Annotated in this window: 24 protein-coding genes, 3 riboswitches and 1 other annotated feature; of the genes, 4 read left to right on the top strand and 20 right to left on the bottom strand. The window is 35.8% G+C overall.

Translation table 11 applies throughout. The annotated features are described in order from the left end of the window. Positions 1-4: 4 nt before the first annotated feature. From DET63_RS13865 to DET63_RS13845, 5 genes are all read right to left on the bottom strand, one after another. Entirely contained in the window at positions 5-637 is a 633-nt protein-coding gene (locus DET63_RS13865; RefSeq protein ID WP_000598709.1) for a response regulator, read from the bottom strand. Then, positions 634-1,689, bottom strand: a complete 1,056-nt coding sequence (locus DET63_RS13860; protein WP_002011673.1) for a sensor histidine kinase — start codon at positions 1,687-1,689, stop codon at positions 634-636. Before DET63_RS13860 ends, DET63_RS13865 begins: the two co-directional genes overlap by 4 nt. Next, positions 1,689-2,429, bottom strand: coding sequence for a cell wall-active antibiotics response protein LiaF (gene liaF, locus DET63_RS13855; RefSeq protein ID WP_113937021.1), 741 nt, complete (start codon positions 2,427-2,429; stop codon positions 1,689-1,691). Before liaF ends, DET63_RS13860 begins: the two co-directional genes overlap by 1 nt. 106 nt (positions 2,430-2,535) lie before the next feature. Then, positions 2,536-3,198, bottom strand: a complete 663-nt coding sequence (locus DET63_RS13850; RefSeq protein WP_002011675.1) for a PspA/IM30 family protein — start codon at positions 3,196-3,198, stop codon at positions 2,536-2,538. Positions 3,199-3,242: 44 nt separating this feature from the next. Beyond that, positions 3,243-3,599: a lmo0954 family membrane protein gene (locus DET63_RS13845; protein WP_113937020.1), complete on the bottom strand. Its 357-nt coding sequence runs from the start codon at positions 3,597-3,599 to the stop codon at positions 3,243-3,245. Between the two features lie 310 nt (positions 3,600-3,909). Here DET63_RS13845 and DET63_RS13840 point away from each other — a divergent pair, with 310 nt between their 5' ends. After that, positions 3,910-4,332 carry a GNAT family N-acetyltransferase gene (locus DET63_RS13840; protein WP_113937019.1) on the top strand — a complete coding sequence of 141 codons (423 nt, stop codon included), beginning with the start codon at positions 3,910-3,912 and terminating at the stop codon, positions 4,330-4,332. A gap of 68 nt (positions 4,333-4,400) precedes the next feature. Here the strand turns inward: DET63_RS13840 and DET63_RS13835 are convergent, their stop codons facing one another. The 3 genes from DET63_RS13835 to gltP all read right to left on the bottom strand — a co-directional run bounded on the left by DET63_RS13835 (position 4,401) and on the right by gltP (position 7,900). After that, positions 4,401-5,717, bottom strand: a complete 1,317-nt coding sequence (locus DET63_RS13835; RefSeq protein ID WP_113937018.1) for a Na+/H+ antiporter NhaC family protein — start codon at positions 5,715-5,717, stop codon at positions 4,401-4,403. Positions 5,718-5,811: 94 nt separating this feature from the next. After that, positions 5,812-5,917, bottom strand: a riboswitch (SAM riboswitch). 121 nt (positions 5,918-6,038) lie between these two features. Next, complete coding sequence (locus DET63_RS13830; RefSeq protein ID WP_012260619.1) at positions 6,039-6,557, bottom strand: ribonuclease FAU-1 family protein; 519 nt, start codon at positions 6,555-6,557, stop codon at positions 6,039-6,041. Between the two features lie 68 nt (positions 6,558-6,625). Further along, positions 6,626-7,900 carry a glutamate/aspartate:proton symporter GltP gene (gene gltP / locus DET63_RS13825; RefSeq protein WP_002086711.1) on the bottom strand — a complete coding sequence of 425 codons (1,275 nt, stop codon included), beginning with the start codon at positions 7,898-7,900 and terminating at the stop codon, positions 6,626-6,628. Between the two features lie 492 nt (positions 7,901-8,392). On the opposite strand from gltP, the gene DET63_RS13820 reads away from it, so the two are divergent. Both DET63_RS13820 and DET63_RS30255 read left to right on the top strand, forming a co-directional pair. Beyond that, positions 8,393-9,667: a murein hydrolase activator EnvC family protein gene (locus DET63_RS13820; protein ID WP_113937017.1), complete on the top strand. Its 1,275-nt coding sequence runs from the start codon at positions 8,393-8,395 to the stop codon at positions 9,665-9,667. A 98-nt stretch (positions 9,668-9,765) separates the two neighbouring features. After that, the gene (locus DET63_RS30255; RefSeq protein ID WP_002158647.1) at positions 9,766-9,927 is read left to right on the top strand and encodes a hypothetical protein; all 162 of its coding nucleotides are present in this window, start codon (positions 9,766-9,768) and stop codon (positions 9,925-9,927) included. Between the two features lie 30 nt (positions 9,928-9,957). On the opposite strand, the gene DET63_RS13815 is transcribed toward DET63_RS30255, so the two are convergent. From DET63_RS13815 to DET63_RS13760, 12 genes are all read right to left on the bottom strand, one after another. After that, positions 9,958-11,313, bottom strand: a complete 1,356-nt coding sequence (locus DET63_RS13815; protein ID WP_002086712.1) for a sodium-dependent transporter — start codon at positions 11,311-11,313, stop codon at positions 9,958-9,960. Positions 11,314-11,424: 111 nt separating this feature from the next. Then, positions 11,425-11,671, bottom strand: a binding site (T-box leader). A gap of 61 nt (positions 11,672-11,732) precedes the next feature. After that, complete coding sequence (locus DET63_RS13810) at positions 11,733-12,350, bottom strand: NAD(P)-binding protein (RefSeq protein WP_002166092.1); 618 nt, start codon at positions 12,348-12,350, stop codon at positions 11,733-11,735. Beyond that, positions 12,325-13,077, bottom strand: coding sequence for a sirohydrochlorin chelatase (locus DET63_RS13805; protein WP_002030685.1), 753 nt, complete (start codon positions 13,075-13,077; stop codon positions 12,325-12,327). Before DET63_RS13805 ends, DET63_RS13810 begins: the two co-directional genes overlap by 26 nt. Before the next feature lies 1 nt (position 13,078). Further along, positions 13,079-13,855 (bottom strand): uroporphyrinogen-III C-methyltransferase, encoded by a 777-nt coding sequence (gene cobA / locus DET63_RS13800; protein ID WP_002030683.1) that lies wholly within the window; start codon positions 13,853-13,855, stop codon positions 13,079-13,081. An 84-nt stretch (positions 13,856-13,939) separates the two neighbouring features. After that, positions 13,940-14,140 (bottom strand): DUF3906 family protein, encoded by a 201-nt coding sequence (locus DET63_RS13795; protein ID WP_000366913.1) that lies wholly within the window; start codon positions 14,138-14,140, stop codon positions 13,940-13,942. Between the two features lie 10 nt (positions 14,141-14,150). Next, positions 14,151-15,773 (bottom strand): nitrite/sulfite reductase, encoded by a 1,623-nt coding sequence (locus tag DET63_RS13790; RefSeq protein WP_002193231.1) that lies wholly within the window; start codon positions 15,771-15,773, stop codon positions 14,151-14,153. 11 nt (positions 15,774-15,784) lie between these two features. Continuing rightward, positions 15,785-16,378, bottom strand: coding sequence for an adenylyl-sulfate kinase (cysC, locus tag DET63_RS13785; RefSeq protein ID WP_002011691.1), 594 nt, complete (start codon positions 16,376-16,378; stop codon positions 15,785-15,787). A gap of 12 nt (positions 16,379-16,390) precedes the next feature. Further along, positions 16,391-17,527: a sulfate adenylyltransferase gene (gene sat / locus DET63_RS13780; RefSeq protein ID WP_113937016.1), complete on the bottom strand. Its 1,137-nt coding sequence runs from the start codon at positions 17,525-17,527 to the stop codon at positions 16,391-16,393. A gap of 39 nt (positions 17,528-17,566) precedes the next feature. Beyond that, positions 17,567-18,271, bottom strand: coding sequence for a phosphoadenylyl-sulfate reductase (locus DET63_RS13775; RefSeq protein ID WP_113937015.1), 705 nt, complete (start codon positions 18,269-18,271; stop codon positions 17,567-17,569). 87 nt (positions 18,272-18,358) lie between these two features. Beyond that, positions 18,359-18,502 (bottom strand): YezD family protein, encoded by a 144-nt coding sequence (locus tag DET63_RS13770; RefSeq protein WP_000116159.1) that lies wholly within the window; start codon positions 18,500-18,502, stop codon positions 18,359-18,361. Positions 18,503-18,575: 73 nt separating this feature from the next. Further along, positions 18,576-18,684: riboswitch (SAM riboswitch) on the bottom strand. A 117-nt stretch (positions 18,685-18,801) separates the two neighbouring features. Continuing rightward, entirely contained in the window at positions 18,802-20,118 is a 1,317-nt protein-coding gene (lysA, locus tag DET63_RS13765) for a diaminopimelate decarboxylase (protein WP_113937014.1), read from the bottom strand. 180 nt (positions 20,119-20,298) lie between these two features. After that, positions 20,299-20,480: riboswitch (Lysine riboswitch) on the bottom strand. An 89-nt stretch (positions 20,481-20,569) separates the two neighbouring features. Then, on the bottom strand, positions 20,570-20,965 hold the full coding sequence (locus DET63_RS13760) for a DUF3888 domain-containing protein (RefSeq protein WP_181777917.1): 396 nt from the start codon (positions 20,963-20,965) through the stop codon (positions 20,570-20,572). Between the two features lie 253 nt (positions 20,966-21,218). Here DET63_RS13760 and DET63_RS13755 point away from each other — a divergent pair, with 253 nt between their 5' ends. Then, complete coding sequence (locus DET63_RS13755) at positions 21,219-23,105, top strand: LTA synthase family protein (protein ID WP_113937012.1); 1,887 nt, start codon at positions 21,219-21,221, stop codon at positions 23,103-23,105. Positions 23,106-23,155 lie beyond the last annotated feature (50 nt).

Here is a 23,155-nt window from a genome sequence, read left to right as displayed (position 1 = left end):
CTTCTTATTTCGTCAATTGGTGTCTAAACGCATAAATAACCGCCTGTGTCCGGTCACTTACATTTAGCTTATTTAATATATTACTCACATGTGTCTTTACTGTTTTAAGGGCAATAAACAACTCATCTGCAATCTCTTGATTACTTTTCCCCTCTGCAATTAATAACAAAATTTCAGACTCTCTTTCTGTTAACTCCTCATGCAAAGGTTGTTCTTTCTTCTGACGCATACGAGACATCATTTTGCCAGTAACTTTCGGCTCTAATACCGTTTCCCCATCATAAGTAGCTCTTACAGCATCTGCAATATCACTCGCTCTTGATGTTTTTAATAAATAACTTGTCGCCCCCGCCTCAATAACAGGATATAACTTTTCATCATCTAAAAAGCTCGTGACAACTACAATTTTCGCTTCTGGCCATTCTTGAATAATAGCACGTGTCGCTTCAACCCCGTCCATCTCATCCATAACAAGGTCCATTAAAATAATATCCGGTCTTAATTGCAAAGCTAACTCTGAACCTTTTCTTCCATTTTCAGCTTCTCCAACTACTTCAATATCTGGCTGCGTTGATAAATATGCTGATACACCCATTCGAACCATTTCATGATCATCAACTAGTAATACTTTTATCATGATTCTCCCCCTCTCTCAATCATAATAGGTACTTTCACTTCTATTTGCGTACCTTTATTCGGAAAACTAAGAACTTTTAATGTACCACCAATTTCATGAACTCGCTCTTGCATTGACCTTAAACCGTATGAACCAGCCTTATTAACACCAACTTTAAACCCAACACCGTCATCAATAATTTTCAAAATCGCATATTGATCAATTTTCCGAAGGCGTACTTCGGTTTTCTTTGCCTTCGCATGCCGTAAAGTATTAGACAGCGCCTCTTGTACAATACGGAATAAATGATCCTCTACACCTTTTTTTAATTGAATCGGTTCAATTAACCATTCAATTTTCATATGTTGCTTTCTAGACAGTTCTGTTAATAATTCTTCTATACCCTCAGTTAGTTTCTTACCTTCTAACTGCACTGGGCGTAAATGAAGGAGCAATGCTCTCATTTCTGATTGTGCATTTACAACCATATTCTCAACAAGCTGCAACTGTTTTTTCGTCGTGTCTGGAATTTCAGCTGCTTGCTCATTAATGGCTGACATCATCATCGACATTGCAAAAAGCTGCTGACTTACAGAATCATGTAGCTCTCTCGCTAATCGATGCCTTTCTTGAGAAATCGCTTCTTGTCTCATCTCTTCATTCCAATGGGCTCGTTCATTCGTTACTTTTTGAAATAGCCCAGCTTGCTCCTCTAAGCGACGAGCAAGACCAATTACTTTTCGTTCCACTTCATGAAATTCATCGTCCGCAGTAAATGAAACATCACTCGGAAAATTCCCTCGCTCTACTTCAAATAGAAAAGTATTTAATCCTTGTATACGCTGTTCTATATAATAACCGATTGCATATCCTACAATTCCTCCGATAAGAAGACTCGTACTCATAATAAACAAGCCAATTGGAACAGAAGCAATGGATTCTTTCCAGAGTAAATCATAAACTTGTTGCTCGCTTTTCCATACATATACAATTGTACAAATAAGTGCGATACTCACAGAGGACAACATAGAATAACGAATATACATCCACGAAATATTCCTTTGTTTTTTCATTATACTTTCCTCACTTCCGTATCGCCTACGACAAGCGAAGAAATAATTTTAATACGACGAGGGGCTTCTTTATACTGTTCTGTTCTAAACGTAACATTACGGTTAAATCCAGTTTCTTCGTGTCCTGGCAGGAGCACTCGCCCAACAATAACAGAATGATTTAAAGACAATTCAATATCATATGGTACATATAAGCGAATATTACCAATGACGCCCCGAATCACAATAACCGTTTCTCCCTCTGGAATCATAGCAGTTGTTAAATCAATCTCGACGTCACAAGCACCATATTGGACGTTAATATCCTCTATTTCATAAATATGATCCATCATTCGTACATTACCTACAAACATATTTTTTATATACGGTTCTGTACGATATATTTGTTTTTCTTCATTTATATATCCCTGTTCTTTAATTTCAACTTTCATTGCTTTTTGCCGATGTCCTTGTTGAATAAGTTGATAACCAATTAAAGCTAAACAAGCAAACACAACAAGTACGAATGCCGCTGATGAAAATAAGAAGAATAAGAAGACAATACCACCGACAAATAAAAATACATTCCCTCTTACATAACGGTTCTTTTTTCGATAATGTCTTCCAAACATAATCATAATAAATGCAAATATTAGACCACCTGGTTCAAAATGTCCAAGTATCATATCAAGAAAAAGACCGAATCCAAATATGATGAGGAGCATCCCCATAAATTGTGTTTTTGAAAATTGCTTCTTCATTTCAGCTCCCCCCTCCTTGTCACATATACATAGAAGAAAAGGCATTGCTTTCCAACACCTTTTCTCCTATCACTATATCATAAGCCTGTTTTATTATATACTACAATTATTTTGTTACTTCTTTCGTTAACGATACTTCATTTTTCTCTTTCATTTCACTCTCTAGTTTTGCAATTTTCATATCAAATGTATCACGCTCATGCTCTTCATTTATACGAAGCTCTATGTCACGAATGTGATCTTCAATTTCTTCGAATCGTAAGAACGGATTATTTTCATCCATTTTATGCATAGCAGTATTCATACGGCGGTTTGCATGCGCCATATTTTCACGTGCCATTAATTCCATACGCTTTGCGTTCATTTCTTTTAATTTATTTTTCATTTCTGAAAGACGACGCTCTAACTCATCAATTTGCTCTACAACACCAGCATACATTTCTTCTAAGCGAGTTACTTGCCCTTCATAATACGCTACTTCTTCTAATGCACGTTCATGCAATTGCAATTCGCCTGCTTCTTGTGCGATGATAGCTTGCTTTGATCTTTTATTAACGAAATAACGTGCTTGCTCAAGCTCACGAGCGAAGTTAGATTTTAATGTTTTATGACGCTGAATTAATTTCTCAATTTTTGTTATTTCACGCTCACTATCGCGTAAATATTGGTTTAACATAGCAATTGGATTTTTTCTTTCTTTCTCATCTAACACATTATGAAAATCAGCTAAAATTGCATCGCGTACACGTCCGAATAAAGATTGTTTCATTATAATCTTCCTCTCTTCTACTTTATAATTTGATTTATTTTATATTAGTTTTTCATTAACTTGTTCCACTCATCTTCAAAGTTGCTATATGGTTTAGCACTTTCTGGAGCAGAATCAACAACTACATTTTTTCCTTTTTTCCACTCACGGTATCCGTAGTATAAAACTACTAATGCTGCGATACCGATTAATGCTGGAGAATGAGAAAGTGCAATGGACAAACCGATTAAACCAACAATACCCCAAGCTAACTTTCCAAAGAATGATTTAGCTCGCACAAATGATTTATAGCTCCAGTACACAACTCCTGCTCCAATGGCGAATCCTACAATACCAGCAAGACTACCAAGAGCAATTAAAGCCAAAATACCGGCTGCGATAAACACTAGAAATTGTTTCATCTTGTGCTTGCCTCCCTTCGATTTGATACTCTTATCTTAACTATTTTTTCATTTTTTCATAACGAGCTTAAGAACCGTTTTTAACTCAGACTTAAGACTGAGTTAAATTCAGCCTTTTGCAAAACGAACATGTATGCGATGCGTATAGATACAGAAAAATTCTTATTCAATAACGGATGAAAATCTCAACTTGCGCGTCCAAAAAATTAGCAATACATACAAACGTTTATTAAATTACATTAAATATATTATTAAGAAAATTATGTTAAAATAAATCAGAAGGCTACATTTAAATTAAAGGGGATATATCATGAATTTACACATTACGAAAGAAATCAATACCGCCGCTAAAAACTATATAAACAATCAGCTTTATGAATATAATTTAAAGTACTTTCCATCTGATTTAAGAGACAGATACTTAGAGATTCATTTATTTCTTAAAGATGAAAATTGTAAAATATGCGGGGGAATATTAGGTGAAGTCTGTTGGAATTGGTTAGAGATTCACTCTTTTATCATCGATGAAGATATACGTGCATTAGGGTATGGAACTAAACTGTTATTAGAAGTAGAAAAAATCGCTTTAGAAAGAAATTGTGATTTTATAAAAGTTGACACTTTAAGCTTTCAAGCATTAGATTTCTATAAAAAATATGGTTATAAAGAGTATGGTATCCTCGATAACGTAGGAAGAGATTATAAACACTACTATTTGAAAAAGGATTTATAAATAATAAAAAACGCTCAGAGAATGTTCTCCGAGCGTTTTCAACTGCTAATAATAAATGTCTCTTTATGTTATGCAGTTTTATGATACTCTTTTTTTTCCGCCACTTTAGAAAATCTCGGGAAACCAATTAATATAGAAATGATTCCACATACTCCAACTAAAATTGGATAAAATGCATATGGTAACAATTCGACCGGAGATAACGCAGCAAATCCTGCCGCTGTTAACATTTGAGCACCATATGGGATTAACCCCTGTACACAGCAAGAGAAAAGATCCAGTACACTCGCTGATTTACGGGGATCAATTTCATACTGATCCGCAATATTTTTCGCAAGCGGACCTGTAAAAATGATAGAGATTGTATTATTTGCTGTACACATATTCGTCATACTCACTAAGCCAGCAATACCAAACTCTGCTCCTTTTTTCGAACGAATATTACGTGTTAAAAGATTCATTAAATATTGAATGCCACCATTATATTGGATAAGTTCAACCATACCACCGATTAATATAGCAAGTAGTACTAGCTCCATCATACCGCCCATTCCAGTCGTTACACTTTTAAAGAAACTCTCTAACGTGTAACTTCCATCTATAAGGCCGATAGCACCTGATAATATTGTTCCACCAGTTAACACAATAAGTACATTCCAGCCAAGTAGTGCTGTAATAAGTACTCCTGCATACGGTAAAATCTTTATCCAGTCAAAACTATGGGCTTTAACTTGTGTATCACTTCCTAAAGTAATTATTACTAATAGTACAATTGTAATAATAGCGGCTGGTAATACAATTAAAAAGTTCGTTTTAAACTTATCTTTCATTTCTGTTCCTTGTGAACGAACAGCAGCAATTGTTGTATCTGAAATAAATGATAAATTATCACCAAACATCGCTCCGCCCACAACAGTAGCCATCGCAAGTGCTATTGAGATATCAGTTTGCCCACTAATCCCTACAGCAATTGGTGCTAGTGCTGCAATTGTTCCCATTGAAGTTCCCATCGCTAATGAAATAAATGCCCCTATAACAAAAATTCCAGCAACGATAAATCCTGGTGGCAAAATAGATAACGCTAAGTTAACAGTGGAATCAACTCCGCCCATTCCTTTTGCTGTTTCAGAAAACGCCCCTGCAAGTACAAAAATCAGAACCATGATCATAATATCAGGATTTCCTGCACCTTTAGCAAATCGTTCTACTTTCACATTAAAGCTTTCCTTACGATTCATCACTAAAGCAATTCCTACAGCAATTGAAATTGCTACGAGTATCGGCAATTTATAGAAATCACCTGTACTAATTCCAGAACCAATAAATAGCGCCAAAAATACTCCAAGTGGTAATAAAGCTAAACCATTTCCTCTCGTTTCTTTCAAAGTATCATCTCTCCCTAGTTTTCAACCTTTTCTAATGAATAACAAAAGACCTCTTCCGATGAGAAGAGGTCTTATACATCTATAAGAAACGCTCTTCTCATCTTTCAAGCACACGCTTGCTGGATTTGGCACAGCACTCTGAAATCGAGTCCGCTGCCGAGGCATCGTAGGGCCAGTCCCTCCGCCTCTCTTTATAAGAAGGTTTCATATTTATTTTTTAATAATAATTTCTTTCCTAACTTTACTCGCTTACAAAACAAAAGTCAATTATTTTTTGTATAGATTTTTTTTGGTAATTATACAAAAATATGAATAAACCAATCATTTTAACTTTTCGATTTCTTTATCCAATATTGAAATCCAATAAAATTTTCTATTTTTTATCGTCGCGATAATCCATTTTGTTGTATTCCATGCTAACTCATATTCTTCTTTTGTAACATCACCAATTTTATAGGCATCCTCTAACTCGTCTTCATCCAGTACATAGATCTCACCATTCGGTAACAATACTACATCTAAATATAAATCATCAAAATAAGGTAAACCACGCTCGTCTATTTTATATTCTTTCGTCACGTCGATATAATATTGTACTAATTGTTTTTGATTGTCTAACATAGCTGTAATTGCAAAGTTTTTCCCGTTTATAAAATATTGCATCCATGTATACCCATCACCTGCAATGCAAAGCTGTTTACCATTGTATTCTTTATGACTAGGTTCTCTCACTTTTTTTATGTCCAGCATTCCTAACATTCCATCCTCTACTTGCTTAACCCTATAATCCTTCTCTATTAGTCGCTTCCACGAAGAACCGTCACCATATTTACGTTTCATTACGTCCGCTCCTCTTCTATATATAGAAAAGCCCCCACATATTATGTGAGAGCTTGTTCATATTATAATTAAGCTGCTTGACCCTTTTCAGATATCTCTTTTAAATAGGCTTGTCCTTTTTCAGCGTCATATTGACCTTCCCACTTAGACATAACTACAGCCGCTAAAGAGTTACCTACAACGTTAACTGCTGTACGAGCCATATCAAGAATACGGTCAATACCTGCAATAAACGCTAAACCTTCAGCTGGAATACCTACTGTACCAAGTGTTGCTAATAATACAACGAATGATACGCCCGGTACACCCGCGATACCTTTTGATGTAACCATTAATACAAGTAATAACGTAATTTGTTGTGTAATGGATAATTCAATACCGTACATTTGAGCTAAGAAAATTGCCGCAATTGCTTGATATAAAGTTGATCCATCTAAGTTAAATGAATAACCTGTTGGAATAACGAAAGATGTAATTGCTTTCGGACAACCGAACTTTTCCATTTTCTCCATAATTTTCGGTAAAACCGTTTCTGAACTTGCTGTAGAATACGCTAAGATCAGCTCGTCTTTTAAAATCTTAAAGAATTGGAAAATGTTTATTCCAAAGATTTTCGCTGTAAGTCCTAATACAACTACAACGAAGAAGATCATTGCCCCATATACTACAATGAGTAATTTCCCTAATGGAATTAATGAAGCTAATCCGAATGTAGAAACTGTAACACCAATTAATGCGAATACACCAAATGGTGCAAACTTCATAACTTGGTTCGTTACATAAAACATTGCATCTGCTACACCTTGGAAAAATTGTAGAACTGGTTTGCCACGCTCACCAACTGCTGCTACACCTAAACCAAATAATACTGAGAAGAAGATAATAGCAAGCATATCACCTTCAGCTAATGATTTCATAATGTTCGTCGGAACAATATTTACAAACGTATCTGCGAACGAATGACTTTGTACTTGCTCTGTCGTATGTGTATATTTAGAAATATCTGTTTTTGTTAACTTATCCATATCAACGCCTTTTCCAGGTTGGAAAATGTTTGCTATTAATAGACCGACAGCAATTGCAATCGTTGTAATAATTTCAAAGTAAATAATTGTTTTTCCGCCTAGTCGACCTAACTTTTTAACATCGCCAACACCAGCAACCCCAACAACAATACTCGCTACAACAATCGGTACAACAATCATCTTAATTAATCGGATGAAAATATCACCAATTGGTTGTAAGTACTTCACCACTTCCGGATTGCCAAAGAAAATCGCCCCAACTGCAATACCAAGCGCAAGTCCTATTAAAATTTGCCATGCAAGTCCTATTCTTTTCATACTTGTGGTAACCCCCTCTTCGATGTGTCACTCTATCTCTCATTCTATCTCTATAAAACTTGAAATTAAGAGTATTACATATTATTCGACAATTCACTACATTTTGTCCCTGTTGAAAATCATAAATCAAAATTTAAAATCTGACAACAAAATAAGTTTGCACGAATGCAAATAATTTTCTTGACAAAAACAAACTCCATGTCAGAAAACCTCACATGAAATCGATTCCTCACTAGTGATTGATAGGTTTTTAAAATACTGTTTCATTATGGAAAACTCCATCATTTCCCATGTTTTTTTAAAAAAATATAGAAATTGATATCTTTTTCTATACATTCAAGAATTTTAAATTTATGACAAACACTACGAAAAGATACTAAATTCCGACAAAACTTAGCAAAATTATAAAATTTTCTTTACATTATGATTACAACGATAGACACTCTTCTTCTTATGATATATAACATTCATAGGGAAAGGAGCAAGACAACCATGAAAAAGAAATTTGCAGCATTTAGTGTTTTAGCAGCTGGAACGATTTTCGTTTCCCCGTTACTTTCACCCGTATACGCTGAAACGAATGAGAATAAATTATCTAATATTCAATCCGAATTAGAAGGCAAACAAAATGACTTACAAAATAAATCAGCTGAGAAAGAACAAATAGAAAAAGAAATCCAGGAATTACAAAAGAAAATCGACGAATTAACTACTTCTATTAATAAAAACGAAGCTGAATTAAACGATACAAAAAAAGAAATTAGCAACACACAGCAAGTTATTACTGAAAAAAAGAAACATATAGAGCAATTACAAACGAACATAGATACACGACAGGAAGTTATTAAACAACGACTACAATCTATGCAAGAAAAGCCTCGTACGAGTATCATTACAGAAGTAATAACAAGTTCTGCAAATATTGCCGATCTTGTTGATAATATGTATTCTGTAAGTTTAATTTTAAATAACGATACAGATATTGTGAAAAAGCAAACAAGTGATCAGAATGCTGTTACGACAGAAAAAGAAGCTGTTGAGAAAAAAGAGCAACAATTGAAAGAATCCGAGCAAAAATTAGTACAAAAACAACAAGAGTTACAAAGTAACCAACAACAGCAACAAACTTTTATTAACGATCTACATACGAAAGTAGCAAAAGTAGATTCAGAGATTGAAGGGTTAGAAGAATCAAAAGGCATTTTAGAAAACCAGCGTCAAGCTGTTCAAAAAGCAATTGAAGAAGAAAAACGTGCAGAAGAAGCGCGGAAAGCTGAAGAGGCACGTAAGGCTGAGGAAGCAAAAAAACAGGTAGCCGCTTCTGCTAAAGAAAGCACACAATCCGCACCAACACCGCAAGATACGAACAAAGGTGGATTTATTAAACCTGCCGCTGGATCGAAAACTTCAGGATTTGGTACACGTTCTTTAGATAACCATAAAGGAATCGATATCGCAGCTTCAGGAACAGTGCCAATCGTAGCTGCTGCAGATGGCGTCGTTATCCGTTCAGAATTATCATCTAGTTACGGAAATGTTGTATACTTATCTCACCGTATAAACGGAAAAACATATACAACTGTATATGCACATATGAGTAGCCGTTCTGTATCTAATGGACAAACTGTAAAACAAGGCACTCAACTTGGATTTATGGGGAACACTGGCCAATCATACGGACAACATTTACACTTCGAACTTCACCTTGGGGAATGGAATGTCGGTAAGACAAACGCAGTTGATCCATCTCCTTATATCGGATTATAAAAAACTCGGTGCATACCGAGTTTTTTTTACTACTTCACACTTTTTAGGCATTTTACATAAACTACAACTAAATGCCTATATTTTGCGGGGTGATAAATATGAATACACAATTACAAGAAGAAATAGAAGAAGCTAGAGAAACATACATCGGCCGGTTATTTACATTCGGCGGCTCAGCGTTATTTTTAATTGGATCATTTATCGCAGTTGTCACAGCTTATAAAGCATATAATCGCTTATTAAATACTTCTACAACATAATAAAAAGACGGAGAAATCTCCGTCTTTTTATTATGCAAATATTTTAAATACGCCTACCGCATTTAAAAATACGATAATTACAGTTACCGGAATAACATAACGAAGCAAGAAGAACCAAATATTAAACAATGTTTTCCCTTTCGTTTCCGTAACTTCTAATTCCTTCATTAATAGCTCTTTACTCATTTTATTTGGTACAAATAGCGAAATGGCTAGTACTCCGAGTGGCAGTAATACATTACTTACCGAAAAATCGACGAAATCAAAGAATGTCTTACCAAATATTTTCACATCACTCATAATTCCAAACGATAACGCTGATGGAATTCCAACTGCAAAAATAAGAATACCAATTAATAACGAAGCTGACGGACGCTTCTTCTCATTATCTTTCGCAACAGATGCTACTACAATTTCAAGCATTGAAATCGCAGATGTTAAAGTCGCAAAGAAGAATAAAACTAAAAACATAATGAAGAAAAATTGTCCAAATGGAATTTTTGCAAAGACAGCAGGAAGAACGATAAACAGTAGCCCTGGTCCTTCTGTCGGTTTAACTCCTAATGCGAAAATCGCTGGGAAAATCGCTAACCCTGCAAGTACTGTAATAAATACAGTTAAACTTACAATAGATGTTGCTGATTTAGCTAAATGCTCTTCTTTCTTTAAATACGAACTATACGTTACCATTACCGAGGCACCTACCGTTAGTGAGAAGAAAGATTGCCCCATCGCATATAAAATCGTATCTGCTGTAAGCTTTGAAAAATCTGGTTTTAAGAAGAACTCTACCCCAGCCATAGCACCATCAAGTGTTAATGCACGAATAATGATAGCAATAAATAAAATGAATAATAACGGCATCATGTACTTACTTGCTTTTTCTATGCCTTTTTCCACACCTTTACTAACAACAAAAATGGTACAAAGCATAAAGATGAATTGCGCCCCAATCGCACTTACTGGATTTGAAATTGTTTCAGCAAACAATTGTCCATAATCGACTACTCCGTTCCAAAAACTACCTGTGACACTATAGTATAAATAAAGTAAAATCCATCCACCTACAACACTATAAAAAGATAGTACGCTAAAACAAGTAACAACCCCCATACGACCAATCCAAGGATATAACTTGCTATTCGGTACTAATACTTTATAAGCTGTAACGGCCTCTTTTTGAGTACTACGGCCAATAACAAATTCAGCTAAAAGAAGAGGCATACCAATAAATAAAGTTAATAGTAAGAATACAAGGAAGAATGCGCCTCCCCCACCATTACCTGCAACATATGGAAACTTCCATATTGCACCAAGACCTACTGCGGCTCCGGCTGCTGCGAGTACAAAGCCAATTTTCGACGTCCATTGCTGTGTTTCTTTCATCATAAATTCTCCTTTTCTGAATATTATAACTTTTATCAATTATACACTTTCATTTCATACTCGCACACCTCCTTTAGAAAATAAAAAAGTCCCCTACACGCAAATATGCATGTAGAGGACGATATATGTAATAGAATACCGTGGTACCACCTCAATTGGATCAATAAATCCCACTTGTTCAGGTACAGGAAAATTCCGATACCCTATCCTTTTAACGGCGGAACCCGGGTTGCCTACTGCAATGTTCAGCATACCTCTCGCAAGCCCATTCTGTATATTTTATCGTACCGGGCTCACACCTTACCCCAGCTCTCTGAACGCATCAAATATACGTACTCTTCTTGCTCATCGATTTCATCTTTTGAAGTTACTTGTGATTATAAATTATATTTTTATATTTGTAAAGCACAATTCACTCACTATCCTATATAAATTCCCCTCTCTAATTCTTGTAAAAAAAGCTCTCTTTTTTGTTCACTTTGAACATATATCGACTTTAATACTTCTTGTAACAATATATTTTTTTGCCTTTTCTCTACTTGTAATTCTTTCACTTTTAGTCTAACTTCATATAAAAAATCAAGATACGATTCATACTTCTCATCATATTTATTTGCGATATCATCACGAATTTTTTTTGCAAGTTTCGGACTTGCCCCTCCAGTAGAAACAGCTACATTAAGCAATCCACGATGAATTGCCGCCGGAAAATGAACATTTCCACTTTCCGGATTCGTAATAACATTTACCAATTGATTCACTGCGGCATCTTCAGCAATTTGTTCATTTAGTACCGAATCACTAGTCGCTGCAACTACTAAAAAAGCATCTTTAATATCACTTTTCTCATACTCTCTTTGATACCAACGAATTTGCTTTTCTTCTACAAGTTTCACTAAATTTGCATCTAATTCTGTACTTACTACAACAATATCCGCACCTTGTTTTAGTAAAGGAATAATTTTAAACCCCGCTACTTTCCCTCCACCAATGACAACAACACGTTTCTTATCAACTCGCACTGTAAGTGGATACATATTGATCTCCCTTCAATATTTCCTCTGTTTTCTGAATTAACATCTCTCGAAACGCTACATTCTTTCCTAAATAGGGACTTATTTTTATCTCTTCCGACTCATATTGACGCACTTCTTTCTCAACATGTTTCATGAGTAAGCCTGTAAATAATAAGTAAGGTAACACAACAATGTTCCGTTCTTTTTGTTCTACAATTTCTTTCAACCTCTCATCAAACTTCGGCTCCGCGGCTGCTAAATAACAAACTTCCACCTCTTTAATGTTCTCTTCTTTTTGAAATAAAGAAGAAATCCACTTTATGTCTTGTAAAGTTTCCGGATCACTACTCCCTCTTGCAACGAGCAAAAGTGTTACTTCTTCTTTATAGTCTTTAATACCACTTCCGTTATATACCGCTTTTACAAGCACTTCTGATACACCAAATGGATTACCATACACTATTTTGATATCCGGATATTCCTCGTTTAACTTTCGTAATTCAAACGGAATATCTTTCTTTACATGTCCTGCCGCTAATAAAAAAACAGGAATAGCGACAATCTCTGTAGCACCACGCTTCACACATGTACGAAATCCTTCTTCAATAGAAGGATTCGCTAGCTCTAAAAAACAAATTTCTTGAATATTTGCCTCTACACGGTTCATACATGACGTAATAAATGCAACCGCTTCTTCTTTTGCTGCTTTCAAACGGCTTCCATGACATATATATATAACAGCCTTCATTTTACAATACTCCGCTTACTTGATATGCATTTTCCGTTTGTTTCTCAAACCAATGTATCTTTTCTCTAAAACGGACAACTTCTCCAATAACAATCATACTTGGATTTTGAATTCGTTCTTTTTTGGCAACATCTACAATTGTTCCTAACGTCGCTGTAACAGTACGTTGCATAGATGTCGTTCCCCACTCAATGATAGCGGCAGGTGTACTTTGATCTTTTCCATGTTTTATTAGTTGTTCACATATGTAAGGTAAATTACTAACCCCCATATAGACCGCTAATGTATCTACACCTTTCGCTAAACTTTCCCACTTCACTTCCTCTTCAGCCCCTTCTTTCCGGTGCCCTGTCACAACAGCAAAACTTGCACTTGCATCGCGATGCGTTACTGGAATTCCAGCATAAGCAGGAGCAGCTATACCAGCTGAAATACCAGGAATAATTTCAAATGGGATACTTTGCTTCGCTAACGCTTCAGCTTCTTCTCCACCTCTTCCAAATACAAATGGATCTCCGCCCTTAAGTCTCGTTACAACTTTTCCTTTTTTCGCATATTTAATAAGAAATGTGTTAATTGTCTCTTGCTTCATCGTGTGATAATTTGGGAGTTTCCCGCAATAAATTAAATCCGCTTCAGGCTTTGCATGAGAAAGCAATTCTTTATTTACGAGACGGTCGTACAATATAACATCAGCCTTCTCGATGCATCTCAACCCTTTAACAGTAATTAAATCCGGATCACCAGGACCCGCCCCGACGATATAAACCTTCCCCATAATCTCTCCTCATTTCTACTATAAAATGAAACTTCCACTCCTAATCACGAATGGAAGTTACTATTATTTCGTATTACATGTTCTCTACTCATGAATAACAAATGCCGCCCCTTTTCGAATCTTCTTTTTTTCAAACAAAGAAATCTCTTTCACTTCTGGTAACGGTAAAAAATGTTTTTCAAGCTCAATTTCCGCAAGCTTAAATGCCTGTTCTTCACTCTGAGCAACGACAACAATTGGAACAATACTATTTACTAATACAGCTTCAAATCGATATAAGTCCATATTGCCCCTCCTAAGATGCTATTACTTCTTCTAATACACGATTTAGTACAATTTGTAATTCTTCCACTCCAACACGTCCTACGAAATCATAAAACGTTTCGGCTAGTAATTTATTCTTTTGGAAATAACTTAAAAAGGACACGAGAACATCCGGCAAATCTTCTCCATCTATTTTCCCTTTTAACTTTTCGTTATATGCTCCTCCGTCTAATAGTGTTCCGCCCACATATATTTCAAACGCCTCAACGATTCCCTTTTCCTTCGTTTTCAGTTTTATCCCTTGCAAACCAATATCAGCAATTTGACGTTGACCACATGAGTTCGGGCATCCTACCATATGAATTCGAACTGGAACATCGAGTGCAATTTGTGTATCTAAGTACTCTGCGATTTTGCGTAATCTTTCTTTCGTTTCTACTAGCGCAAGATTACAATACTCAATGCCAGTACATGAAACCGCATGACCGATAAACGATTTCGGATTTGCTGAAATTGCTTCAAACAACGGTTCACTTAATAATCCTGCAACATTTTCTGGCGGAACATTCGGAATAATGAAGTTTTGTGAGTTACAAGTTCGAATTTGCCCGTTTCCATATTTCTTTGCAATTCTTGCAATCTCAAACATTTCCTCTGCGTGTAAACGCCCTACTGGTACATTAAAGCCGACATACTTTAATCCTGCTTGTTTTTGATCTTGAACGCCATAAAAGTATCCTGCATTCCATCCTTTGAGAGCACTTTCCCCTTTACTTTGCAATGGGCCTGTGTATTCTACTAGTTTCTCTTTAAATTTCTCAGCGCCCCAGTCAGCGACAAGAAATTTCAAACGTGCTAAGTGGCGTTTTTCACGATATCCAAAATCACGGAATATAGTAGCAATTGCAATCGACACTGCCTTCACTTCTTCTGGTAAAACGAATACATCTAATTCTTCCGCTAAGTATGGACGAGCTGATAATCCTCCGCCTATTTTTATATGAAACCCAACCTTTTCCTCACCATTTATTTCTTTCGTAGCAGGTGTAAACGCCACACAGTTAATCTCTGCATTTGCTGAATTATAAATGTTAGAACTAATAGACATTTTGAATTTACGTGGTAGATTAGAAAACTCTTCATTATGTTGGAAGTAATCGTATATTTCTTTAACAATCGATGTTGTATCAAATAGTTCATTCGCATCAATTCCAGCAAGTGGATTTCCTGTAATATTACGCGTAATATCACCGCATGCCCCTGCTGAAGATAAACCAACTCTAGCTAACCTCTTAAAAATATCCGGAATTTGCCCAATTTCTAACCAATGAAACTGAATCGCCTGTCTTGTCGTAATATCTAACACATCACGCCCATAATCTTCAGCAATGGAAGCCAGCACCTCTGCCTGCGCATTTGTAATAATTCCAGAAGGAATGTTGACACGCATCATAAAATAGCCCGCTTCTTTCGGTCTTTGCAAATACAATCCCGCCCATTTAAAAGCGTCCCACTCTTCTTTCGGAATAGATTCAAATCCATTCTCCGCATAGTAAGGAATATCATTAAAGATTTCTAATCCGTCTTTCTCTAATTTCTTTTTCTCTGTTTGATTTAATTTTTCATTATTAGCCCACACTTTTTCATAACTCATCTTTTATCCCCCTATATGAAACTACGCTCTTGTAAGTACTTCACAATTTGCTCTGCACATTCTTCAATAGAATACTTGTGCGTTTCTACAATTAATTCTGCTTGTTTTGGTTCCTCATACGGTGAATCGATACCTGTAAACTCTTTAATATCACCTTTTCTCGCCTTTTTATAAAGTCCTTTCGGATCACGTTTCTCACACTCTTCAATTGGACATTTTACAAACACTTCTATAAACTCATCTGCAGCTAATAGTTCCCTAACTTGTTTTCGGTCTACTCGAAATGGTGAAATAAACGCTGTAAGGACAACAGTTCCTTGATCTACAAATAACTTCGCCACTTCACCAATACGTCTTATATTTTCCATGCGATCACTTTCAGAAAAACCTAAATCTTTATTTAAACCTTGGCGAATATTATCCCCATCTAGCACATAATTTCCGATATTCTTTTCAAACAGTTTGCGAGCAACCGCATTCGCTACTGTAGATTTACCCGAAGCTGATAAACCAGTAAACCAAACTACAAAACTGTGATGCCCATTCTTCACTCTTCTCTCATCTTTTGAAACAGAAGCTGTATGCCAAGTAATATTCGTATCCATCTCATTCTCTCCCTATTCTGTTACTACTTCTTTTTTCAAACCTTTAATTAGCACTTCCACTACTTCTTTACGACTAAATGTACTTGGCGGAATCTCACCATTCCTTAACATTTCTCGTACTTTCGTACCCGATAAGATGACACGGTCTTCTTTTCCATGCGGACATGTTTTCGTTGAAGCCATTGCTTCACATTTCGTGCAGTAAAAACTATGTTCAAAAAATAACGGCGTAATCCCTAACTCTTCTACTGTAAAATTCGTAAAGATTTCCTGCGCTTCATATGTTCCGTAATAGTCTCCTACCCCAGCATGATCACGCCCTACAATAAAGTGGGTACAACCAAAGTTCTTTCTTACTAGTGCATGAAATATCGCTTCCCTTGGTCCTGCGTAACGCATTGCTGCAGGAAATACACCTAAAAAGACACGATCTTTCGGATAATAGTTTTGAAGTAATACTTCATAGCTTTCCATCCTTACATCAGCAGGAATATCATCTGACTTCGTTTCCCCAACGAGCGGATTTAAAAAGAGACCATCTACAATTTCAAGGGCAGATTTTTGAATATACTCATGGGCACGATGTACTGGGTTTCTCGTTTGAAATCCAACTACTGTTTTCCAAGCGCGTTTTTTAAATTCTTCTCTCGTTTCAATTGGATCTAAATGATAAGAAGGAAACGGATTATTTCCAAAGCGTTTTGTAAGAATAATAGCTCCTCCAACGTAAACATTTGGTCGTTCATATAATTTTTTCACCCCTGGATGTGCTTCATCCGTCGTTTTATATACAAGTAACGCTTCTTTTTCTTTATCTGGTACAAAAATATCTTCTATTTGAATAACACCATATACATTTCCGGCGTTGACAAGTTTTACTTCCTCTCCAACCTGCAGTTTCTCCGCTACTTCTTCTGTTACCGGTAGTGTAATCGGTATACTCCATACGCTACCATTTGCTAAACGAAGCGTTTCTACTACTGAATCATAATCTCTCTCCCCTAAAAATCCTGTAAGAGGGCTATATCCTCCTGTCGCCAAAAGTTCTAAATCACTAAGTGCAATTTTGTCTATCTCGATTTCCTTTACAATGTTCGATATTTCATATGTTTCATCAATGCGGTTTACTAATTCATTTGTTGTACTCATCTTCTTATATCCCTTCTTAGCTTTATTTCAAAATCTATCTCATTGAAAGTGAAGGCCACATTCCGTCTTCATTTTCCCAGCCCATCTTCCATCTCTTGAGTTGCCACCATCACCTACAGGTAATGTACATTTCTCACACCCAATACTCGGATAGCCAACATCATGCAATGGGTTATACGGCAAACTATGTTTATATACATATCGCCAAACTTCTTTCCAAGTCCAATGAATGAGCGGACAAACTTTAATAGATTGAAAACGACGATCTTGATTTATAAACTGTGTATGCTTACGCGTTTCTGATTGTTCCCTTCTTAAGCCTGATATCCACGCTTTTTCCGCTGCTAATGATTTTTCTAACGGTAAAATTTTTCTAATACTACAGCAAAGATTCGGATTACTTTCCCATAACTTCTCTCCATGAAGCTTCGCTTGTTCATCGAGTGTAAGTTCTGGCTGTTTTTCTATAATATTTAATGAAGGAAATCTCTCGCGTACCTTCTTAATTAATTCGTACGTTTCTTGAAAATGAACATTTGTATCCAAAAATACAACTTTAGCAGATGGATTTACTTGGTTTATAAGATGCAATAAAACCATTCCCTCCACCCCAAAGCTACATGCATATACAATTTCATCTTTATATTCTTTATAAGCCCAACTTAATACTGATAGCGCGCCTTTCGTTTCATCTTCTTCAGAAAATGAAACACTATTTTCTTTCCACGTTTCGTACGTCAACATGTTTTTTCCCCCTGTAAAAGCAAAAAGACGGCTTTAACCTATTAAAAATAGATTAAAACCGCCTCTAGTTTTTCTAGTCAGCGCTTTTTACTTTAAACGAACCTTTTCACTTTTTTCTAATTGAATCACTTTTCCATCTTGCACAACAATTGTAATGGAACCATATTTCATATCAGCAAGCATCGCTTGAATTTTCTCAGATACTTCATCAAAATGCTCCCGTACGCTCACGCAAACAGCCCCCCCTTTTTATTCATAAAAAAAATCTTTCCCATTTCGAAAAGACTGTTCGGTAATATATTTTACCTTATCTTTCAAAATGGATTCCATTTTGCTGGATTTAGCACCTTGCTTTCTATAAGCAGGTTGCCGAGCTTCGTAGGGCCAGTTCCCTCAGCTTCTCTTGATAAGCTTTGTATTTGTATTTTATCACAATTCTGATTTTTTTCAATCCTAGTTTTCCGATATATTTAATTATTTTTCTTTTTTTAAAAGGAGTTGCCTTTACTAGACAACTCCTTCTTTCTCATTCACACCAGCTCTTTAATACGTATGCGATCGTTCCCAATGATATTTTCATATGTTTCACGTTCTACGACAATTTGTGACGTCCCGCCTTTCGCAAAGACGACAGCTGGTCTACGAATACGATTATAATTATTCGCCATCGAGTACCCATATGCCCCCGTACAAGAAATTGCTAGTAAATCAGAAGAAGCAACTTGCGGTAAGTTAATATCCCAAATCAGCATATCTCCACTTTCACAGCATTTCCCAGCAATCGAAACGAGTTCCTCATTCTCATCATTCCCTCGATTCGCCAACATCGCCTCATAACGGGCTCCGTATAGAGCTGGTCTTAAATTATCTGTCATTCCACCATCGACTGAAACATATTTCCGAATGCCAGGAATCTCTTTCACCGCTCCGACTGTATAAAGTGTTGTTCCCGCATCACCTACGATACTACGACCTGGTTCAATCCATACTTCTGGAAGCGGATATTCACATAATGTAAATTGTTCTCTTATCCTACTTGTTACAGCGTGCACATACGTTTCAAGTGTTAACGGTGTATCTGAATCCGTATAACGTATACCGAAACCTCCGCCCACATTTAATACTTTCATCACATAATGTGTTCGCTCTCTCACTTCTTCTAAAAATTGGCGGAGTACTTCAATTGCTCGAACAAATCCAGCCGTTTCAAATATTTGTGATCCGATGTGCGAGTGAATTCCTAGCACATTATAATTTGATTTTTGCAAGGCAAGCTCAATTGCTTGCATCGCTTGACCATTTGAAACACCAAATCCAAATTTCGAATCCTCTTGACCTGTTGTTATATATTCGTGTGTATGTGCCTCTACTCCAGGCGTTACACGGATTAATATGTTCACAAATTTCCCATGTTGCATTGCTAAATCGTGCAAGATTTCTAATTCTAAGAAATTATCTACTACAAAACAACCGATATTCGCCTGAAGAGCCATAATCATTTCTTCTTCTGTTTTATTATTTCCGTGAAAATGAATACGCGATGCCGGAAAACCAGCTTGGAGCGCAGTATATAATTCTCCTCCAGAAACAACATCTAAAGACATATTCTCTTCACGAGCTACTCGGCACATCTCCATGCACAAGAACGCCTTGCTTGCATATGCTACTTGATAAGAGAAACCACTTTCTTTAAAAGCACGATGAAACGCGCGGCACTTTCCTCGAATAGACTCTTCATCGTATACATAAAGTGGTGTTCCGTATTGTTTTGCTAGCTGCGTCGTATCGCACCCACCAATTTCTAAGTGTCCTTGCCCATTGATTCGGCTTGTGCCGTGTAAATACATTTAAATTCCTCCCTTATTTCCTCTAAAACTCATAACCCCAATCTTCTATTCATTGCAGCACGCTTTTAGATAGACAAAAAACGCGCGGAACAATGTTCACACGCGTTTCTTATTAGGAAAAATATATATTGAAAAAATAAACGAGTTGTTATCTTCTCAAAATAAGAAACCGCATCAACATCTCCAAATAGCTCTTCATAAAATAAATCTTATGACAGTACTACATTTATTCAATGCAGTCCCAATATATGAATAAGATGGTTATTCTTATATTTCGGCAATAGTCCCTTTCAACCTATGATCACAGATTCCACTAAATCTCCCATAGCTTACTCTTTCCTATCGCGGCCTCTACCTTTGAGAGTAGATGAGGTAAGTCTATTTAATTTTCAAACATCTAATTGTTGCTATTAACAATACCAAAGGACCATTTTATTTGTCAAACAATTTTTTATATTGTTTTTTTACAGTTTAATTTTGTATCATTTGGTAAGCGCTTTACTGAAACCTTTGTCACTTCCCATTCGCCCTCTTCGTTATTAAATGTAATCGTTACCTTCTCAAATGGTGGAACAATTTGCCCACCAACCTGTTCATACTTCGTTACTTCAATACTCGCTTGAAATAAATATGTACCACTATACACTTTTTTTAAACTAATAATTTTAGGACATTGATAAGGCTTCAAGCTCCCATATTGTTTTTCAATTGCCTTATTTATTTTTGGAAATAAAACAGAATAAAGGGCATCTTCCATAAGGGGTGCATCATATTGTGCTACCGACACACTCGGTGAAGCAAAAAGTATAACACTACTGCATACTATAAAATATAATAATTTTCGCATTATAACCTCCGTTTTATTACTCGATTCTTTTTGCGCACGATAATTATCATACATAGAAACTCCGTTTTATTGTCTCCCACTGCCCTTTTTCTACTCAATTATTATAAAAAAGCCCACAACTCTCTTTTATTTTCGTATAATGATACTCATAGTATAATAAACATAATAACAAAGGACTGTTCGTATATATAAAATGAGGCGCTAATCAAACCGGCTCACAAGAACCGTCATGCTTTTAGGAGAGGAGTATATTATGCTACAAAATCTGTTTCCAAAACTGCGATTTGCACTAGTTGCAGTCGTTTTATTATGGATAAAAACATATATTGTGTACAAGCTAGCATTTGATATTAGAATTGATAACTTCTTTGAAGAGTTTATGCTTTTTATTAATCCACTAGCTTCGTTACTTTTATTTTTTGGTTTCGCTTTACTTGCATCTAAGTACCGAAACCGAATTATTATTGTAATTAGTTTTATACTGTCATTTATTTTATTTGGAAATGCAATGTTTTACGGGTTCTATAACGATTTTGTTACTTTCCCTGTTTTATTCCAAACAAATAATATGGCTGACTTAGGGACGAGTATAAAAGAACTCTTTACGTATAAAACATTACTTTTATTTGCAGACGCAATTATTTTAATGTTTATTTCGCGTAAATTCCCATCATTTGGTGATAAAACACCCCTTTCTCGCTCTGAGAAGCGAACTTTCTTTAGCGGTGTAACAGTATTATTAGCACTACAAATTGTTGTTTCAGTTATATATAAACCACAAATGTTCTCACGCTCATTTGATCGTCAAACTGTCGTGAAAAATTTAGGGTTATACACATATCATCTATTTGATATTACACTTCAATCTAAGTCTTCAGCTGAGCGTGTATTTGCAAGTGGCGATGGATTCTCTGAAATTAAAAACTATACAGACTCAAAAGATAAGCAAGTTGATAAAAACTTATTTGGAGCTGCAAAAGGTAAAAATGTAATTTTAATTTCAATGGAATCTACACAAAGTTTTGTTATTAATAAAAAAATAAATGGAAAAGAGATTACTCCATTTTTAAATGAGTTTATAAAAGATAGTTTTTACTTCGATAACTTCTATCATCAAACGGGACAAGGTAAAACTTCTGATGCTGAATTTATCGTTGAAAATTCCCTTTATCCGTTAGACCGTGGTTCTGTATTCTTTACTCATGCAACAAATGAATACACTGCCACACCAGAACAATTAAAGAAATACGGATATTCTTCTGCTGTCTTCCATTCAAACGATAAAACGTTTTGGAATCGTGACGTAATGTATCCAGCGCTTGGATATGATCGTTACTTTAATTTAAATGATTACGCAGGCACTGAACAAATGTCTGTCGGTTGGGGATTAAAAGATAAAGAGTTCTTTGAGCAATCTATTCCAAAGTTAAAATCTTTACCACAACCGTTCTATACGAAATTTATTACTTTAACAAATCATTTTCCATTTCTTCTAAATCCAGAAGATCAATATGTTGATGAATTTAATTCCGAAAGTGGTGTTTTAAATCGCTACTTCCCAACCGTTCGTTACACGGATGAAGCTCTTAAATTATTTATTAAACAATTGAAAGACGAAGGACTATATGATAATTCCGTTATTGTCATTTATGGTGATCATTACGGCATTTCTGAAAACCATAATGCAGCTATGGCTCAGTTCCTTGGGAAAGACGCTATTACACCGTTTGATTCTATGCAATTACAACGCGTCCCTCTCATTATTCATGTGCCTGGCCAAGAGGGAAAGGTCATCTCTAAAGTATCTGGTCAAATTGATATTAAACCAACGTTACTTCATTTACTTGGTATTAAAACGAATCAATCAGTTGAATTTGGAACTGACTTATTTATAAAAGAAAAAGATCCTCTTATGATAATGCGCGATGGTAGTTTTGTAACAGAGGATTATGTGTACACAAAAAATATGTGCTACAAAAAAAGCTCCGGTGAAGAGGCAGATGTAGCGCTATGTCAGCCGTATATTGAAAAAGCAAAAACAGATTTAAAACTCTCTGACAAACTGATTTATGGAGATTTATTACGGTTCGATCCTAACAATCGATATAAAAATGGAACGATGACAACGAAATTTGAATAATGTTAGAAGCAACTTTGTGAAAAGTTGCTTCTTTTTTACTTACACTTCAA

The sequence above is a fragment of the Bacillus sp. DB-2 genome (assembly GCF_003315125.1).
Lineage (GTDB): Bacteria > Bacillota > Bacilli > Bacillales > Bacillaceae_G > Bacillus_A > Bacillus_A mycoides.
This window is presented reverse-complemented; position numbering and strand designations above follow the sequence as displayed.

Excerpts from the sequence above, each read along its gene's own strand:
- DET63_RS30255 (WP_002158647.1), top strand. The coding sequence starts at position 9,766 with ATGAATACACAATTACAAGAAGAAATAGAAGAAGCTAGAGAAACATAC.
- cobA (WP_002030683.1), bottom strand. The coding sequence starts at position 13,855 with ATGGGGAAGGTTTATATCGTCGGGGCGGGTCCTGGTGATCCGGATTTA.
- sat (WP_113937016.1), bottom strand. The coding sequence starts at position 17,527 with ATGAGTACAACAAATGAATTAGTAAACCGCATTGATGAAACATATGAA.
- DET63_RS13760 (WP_181777917.1), bottom strand. The coding sequence starts at position 20,965 with ATGCGAAAATTATTATATTTTATAGTATGCAGTAGTGTTATACTTTTT.
- DET63_RS13775 (WP_113937015.1), bottom strand. The coding sequence starts at position 18,271 with ATGTTGACGTACGAAACGTGGAAAGAAAATAGTGTTTCATTTTCTGAA.
- lysA (WP_113937014.1), bottom strand. The coding sequence starts at position 20,118 with ATGTATTTACACGGCACAAGCCGAATCAATGGGCAAGGACACTTAGAA.
- DET63_RS13805 (WP_002030685.1), bottom strand. The coding sequence starts at position 13,077 with ATGAAGGCTGTTATATATATATGTCATGGAAGCCGTTTGAAAGCAGCA.
- DET63_RS13840 (WP_113937019.1), top strand. The coding sequence starts at position 3,910 with ATGAATTTACACATTACGAAAGAAATCAATACCGCCGCTAAAAACTAT.
- liaF (WP_113937021.1), bottom strand. The coding sequence starts at position 2,429 with ATGAAGAAGCAATTTTCAAAAACACAATTTATGGGGATGCTCCTCATC.
- DET63_RS13820 (WP_113937017.1), top strand. The coding sequence starts at position 8,393 with ATGAAAAAGAAATTTGCAGCATTTAGTGTTTTAGCAGCTGGAACGATT.
- DET63_RS13850 (WP_002011675.1), bottom strand. The coding sequence starts at position 3,198 with ATGAAACAATCTTTATTCGGACGTGTACGCGATGCAATTTTAGCTGAT.
- DET63_RS13845 (WP_113937020.1), bottom strand. The coding sequence starts at position 3,599 with ATGAAACAATTTCTAGTGTTTATCGCAGCCGGTATTTTGGCTTTAATT.
- DET63_RS13865 (WP_000598709.1), bottom strand. The coding sequence starts at position 637 with ATGATAAAAGTATTACTAGTTGATGATCATGAAATGGTTCGAATGGGT.
- gltP (WP_002086711.1), bottom strand. The coding sequence starts at position 7,900 with ATGAAAAGAATAGGACTTGCATGGCAAATTTTAATAGGACTTGCGCTT.
- DET63_RS13755 (WP_113937012.1), top strand. The coding sequence starts at position 21,219 with ATGCTACAAAATCTGTTTCCAAAACTGCGATTTGCACTAGTTGCAGTC.
- cysC (WP_002011691.1), bottom strand. The coding sequence starts at position 16,378 with ATGGATACGAATATTACTTGGCATACAGCTTCTGTTTCAAAAGATGAG.
- DET63_RS13795 (WP_000366913.1), bottom strand. The coding sequence starts at position 14,140 with ATGGACTTATATCGATTTGAAGCTGTATTAGTAAATAGTATTGTTCCA.
- DET63_RS13830 (WP_012260619.1), bottom strand. The coding sequence starts at position 6,557 with ATGAAACGTAAATATGGTGACGGTTCTTCGTGGAAGCGACTAATAGAG.
- DET63_RS13790 (WP_002193231.1), bottom strand. The coding sequence starts at position 15,773 with ATGAGTTATGAAAAAGTGTGGGCTAATAATGAAAAATTAAATCAAACA.
- DET63_RS13810 (WP_002166092.1), bottom strand. The coding sequence starts at position 12,350 with ATGTATCCACTTACAGTGCGAGTTGATAAGAAACGTGTTGTTGTCATT.
- DET63_RS13860 (WP_002011673.1), bottom strand. The coding sequence starts at position 1,689 with ATGAAAAAACAAAGGAATATTTCGTGGATGTATATTCGTTATTCTATG.
- DET63_RS13815 (WP_002086712.1), bottom strand. The coding sequence starts at position 11,313 with ATGAAAGAAACACAGCAATGGACGTCGAAAATTGGCTTTGTACTCGCA.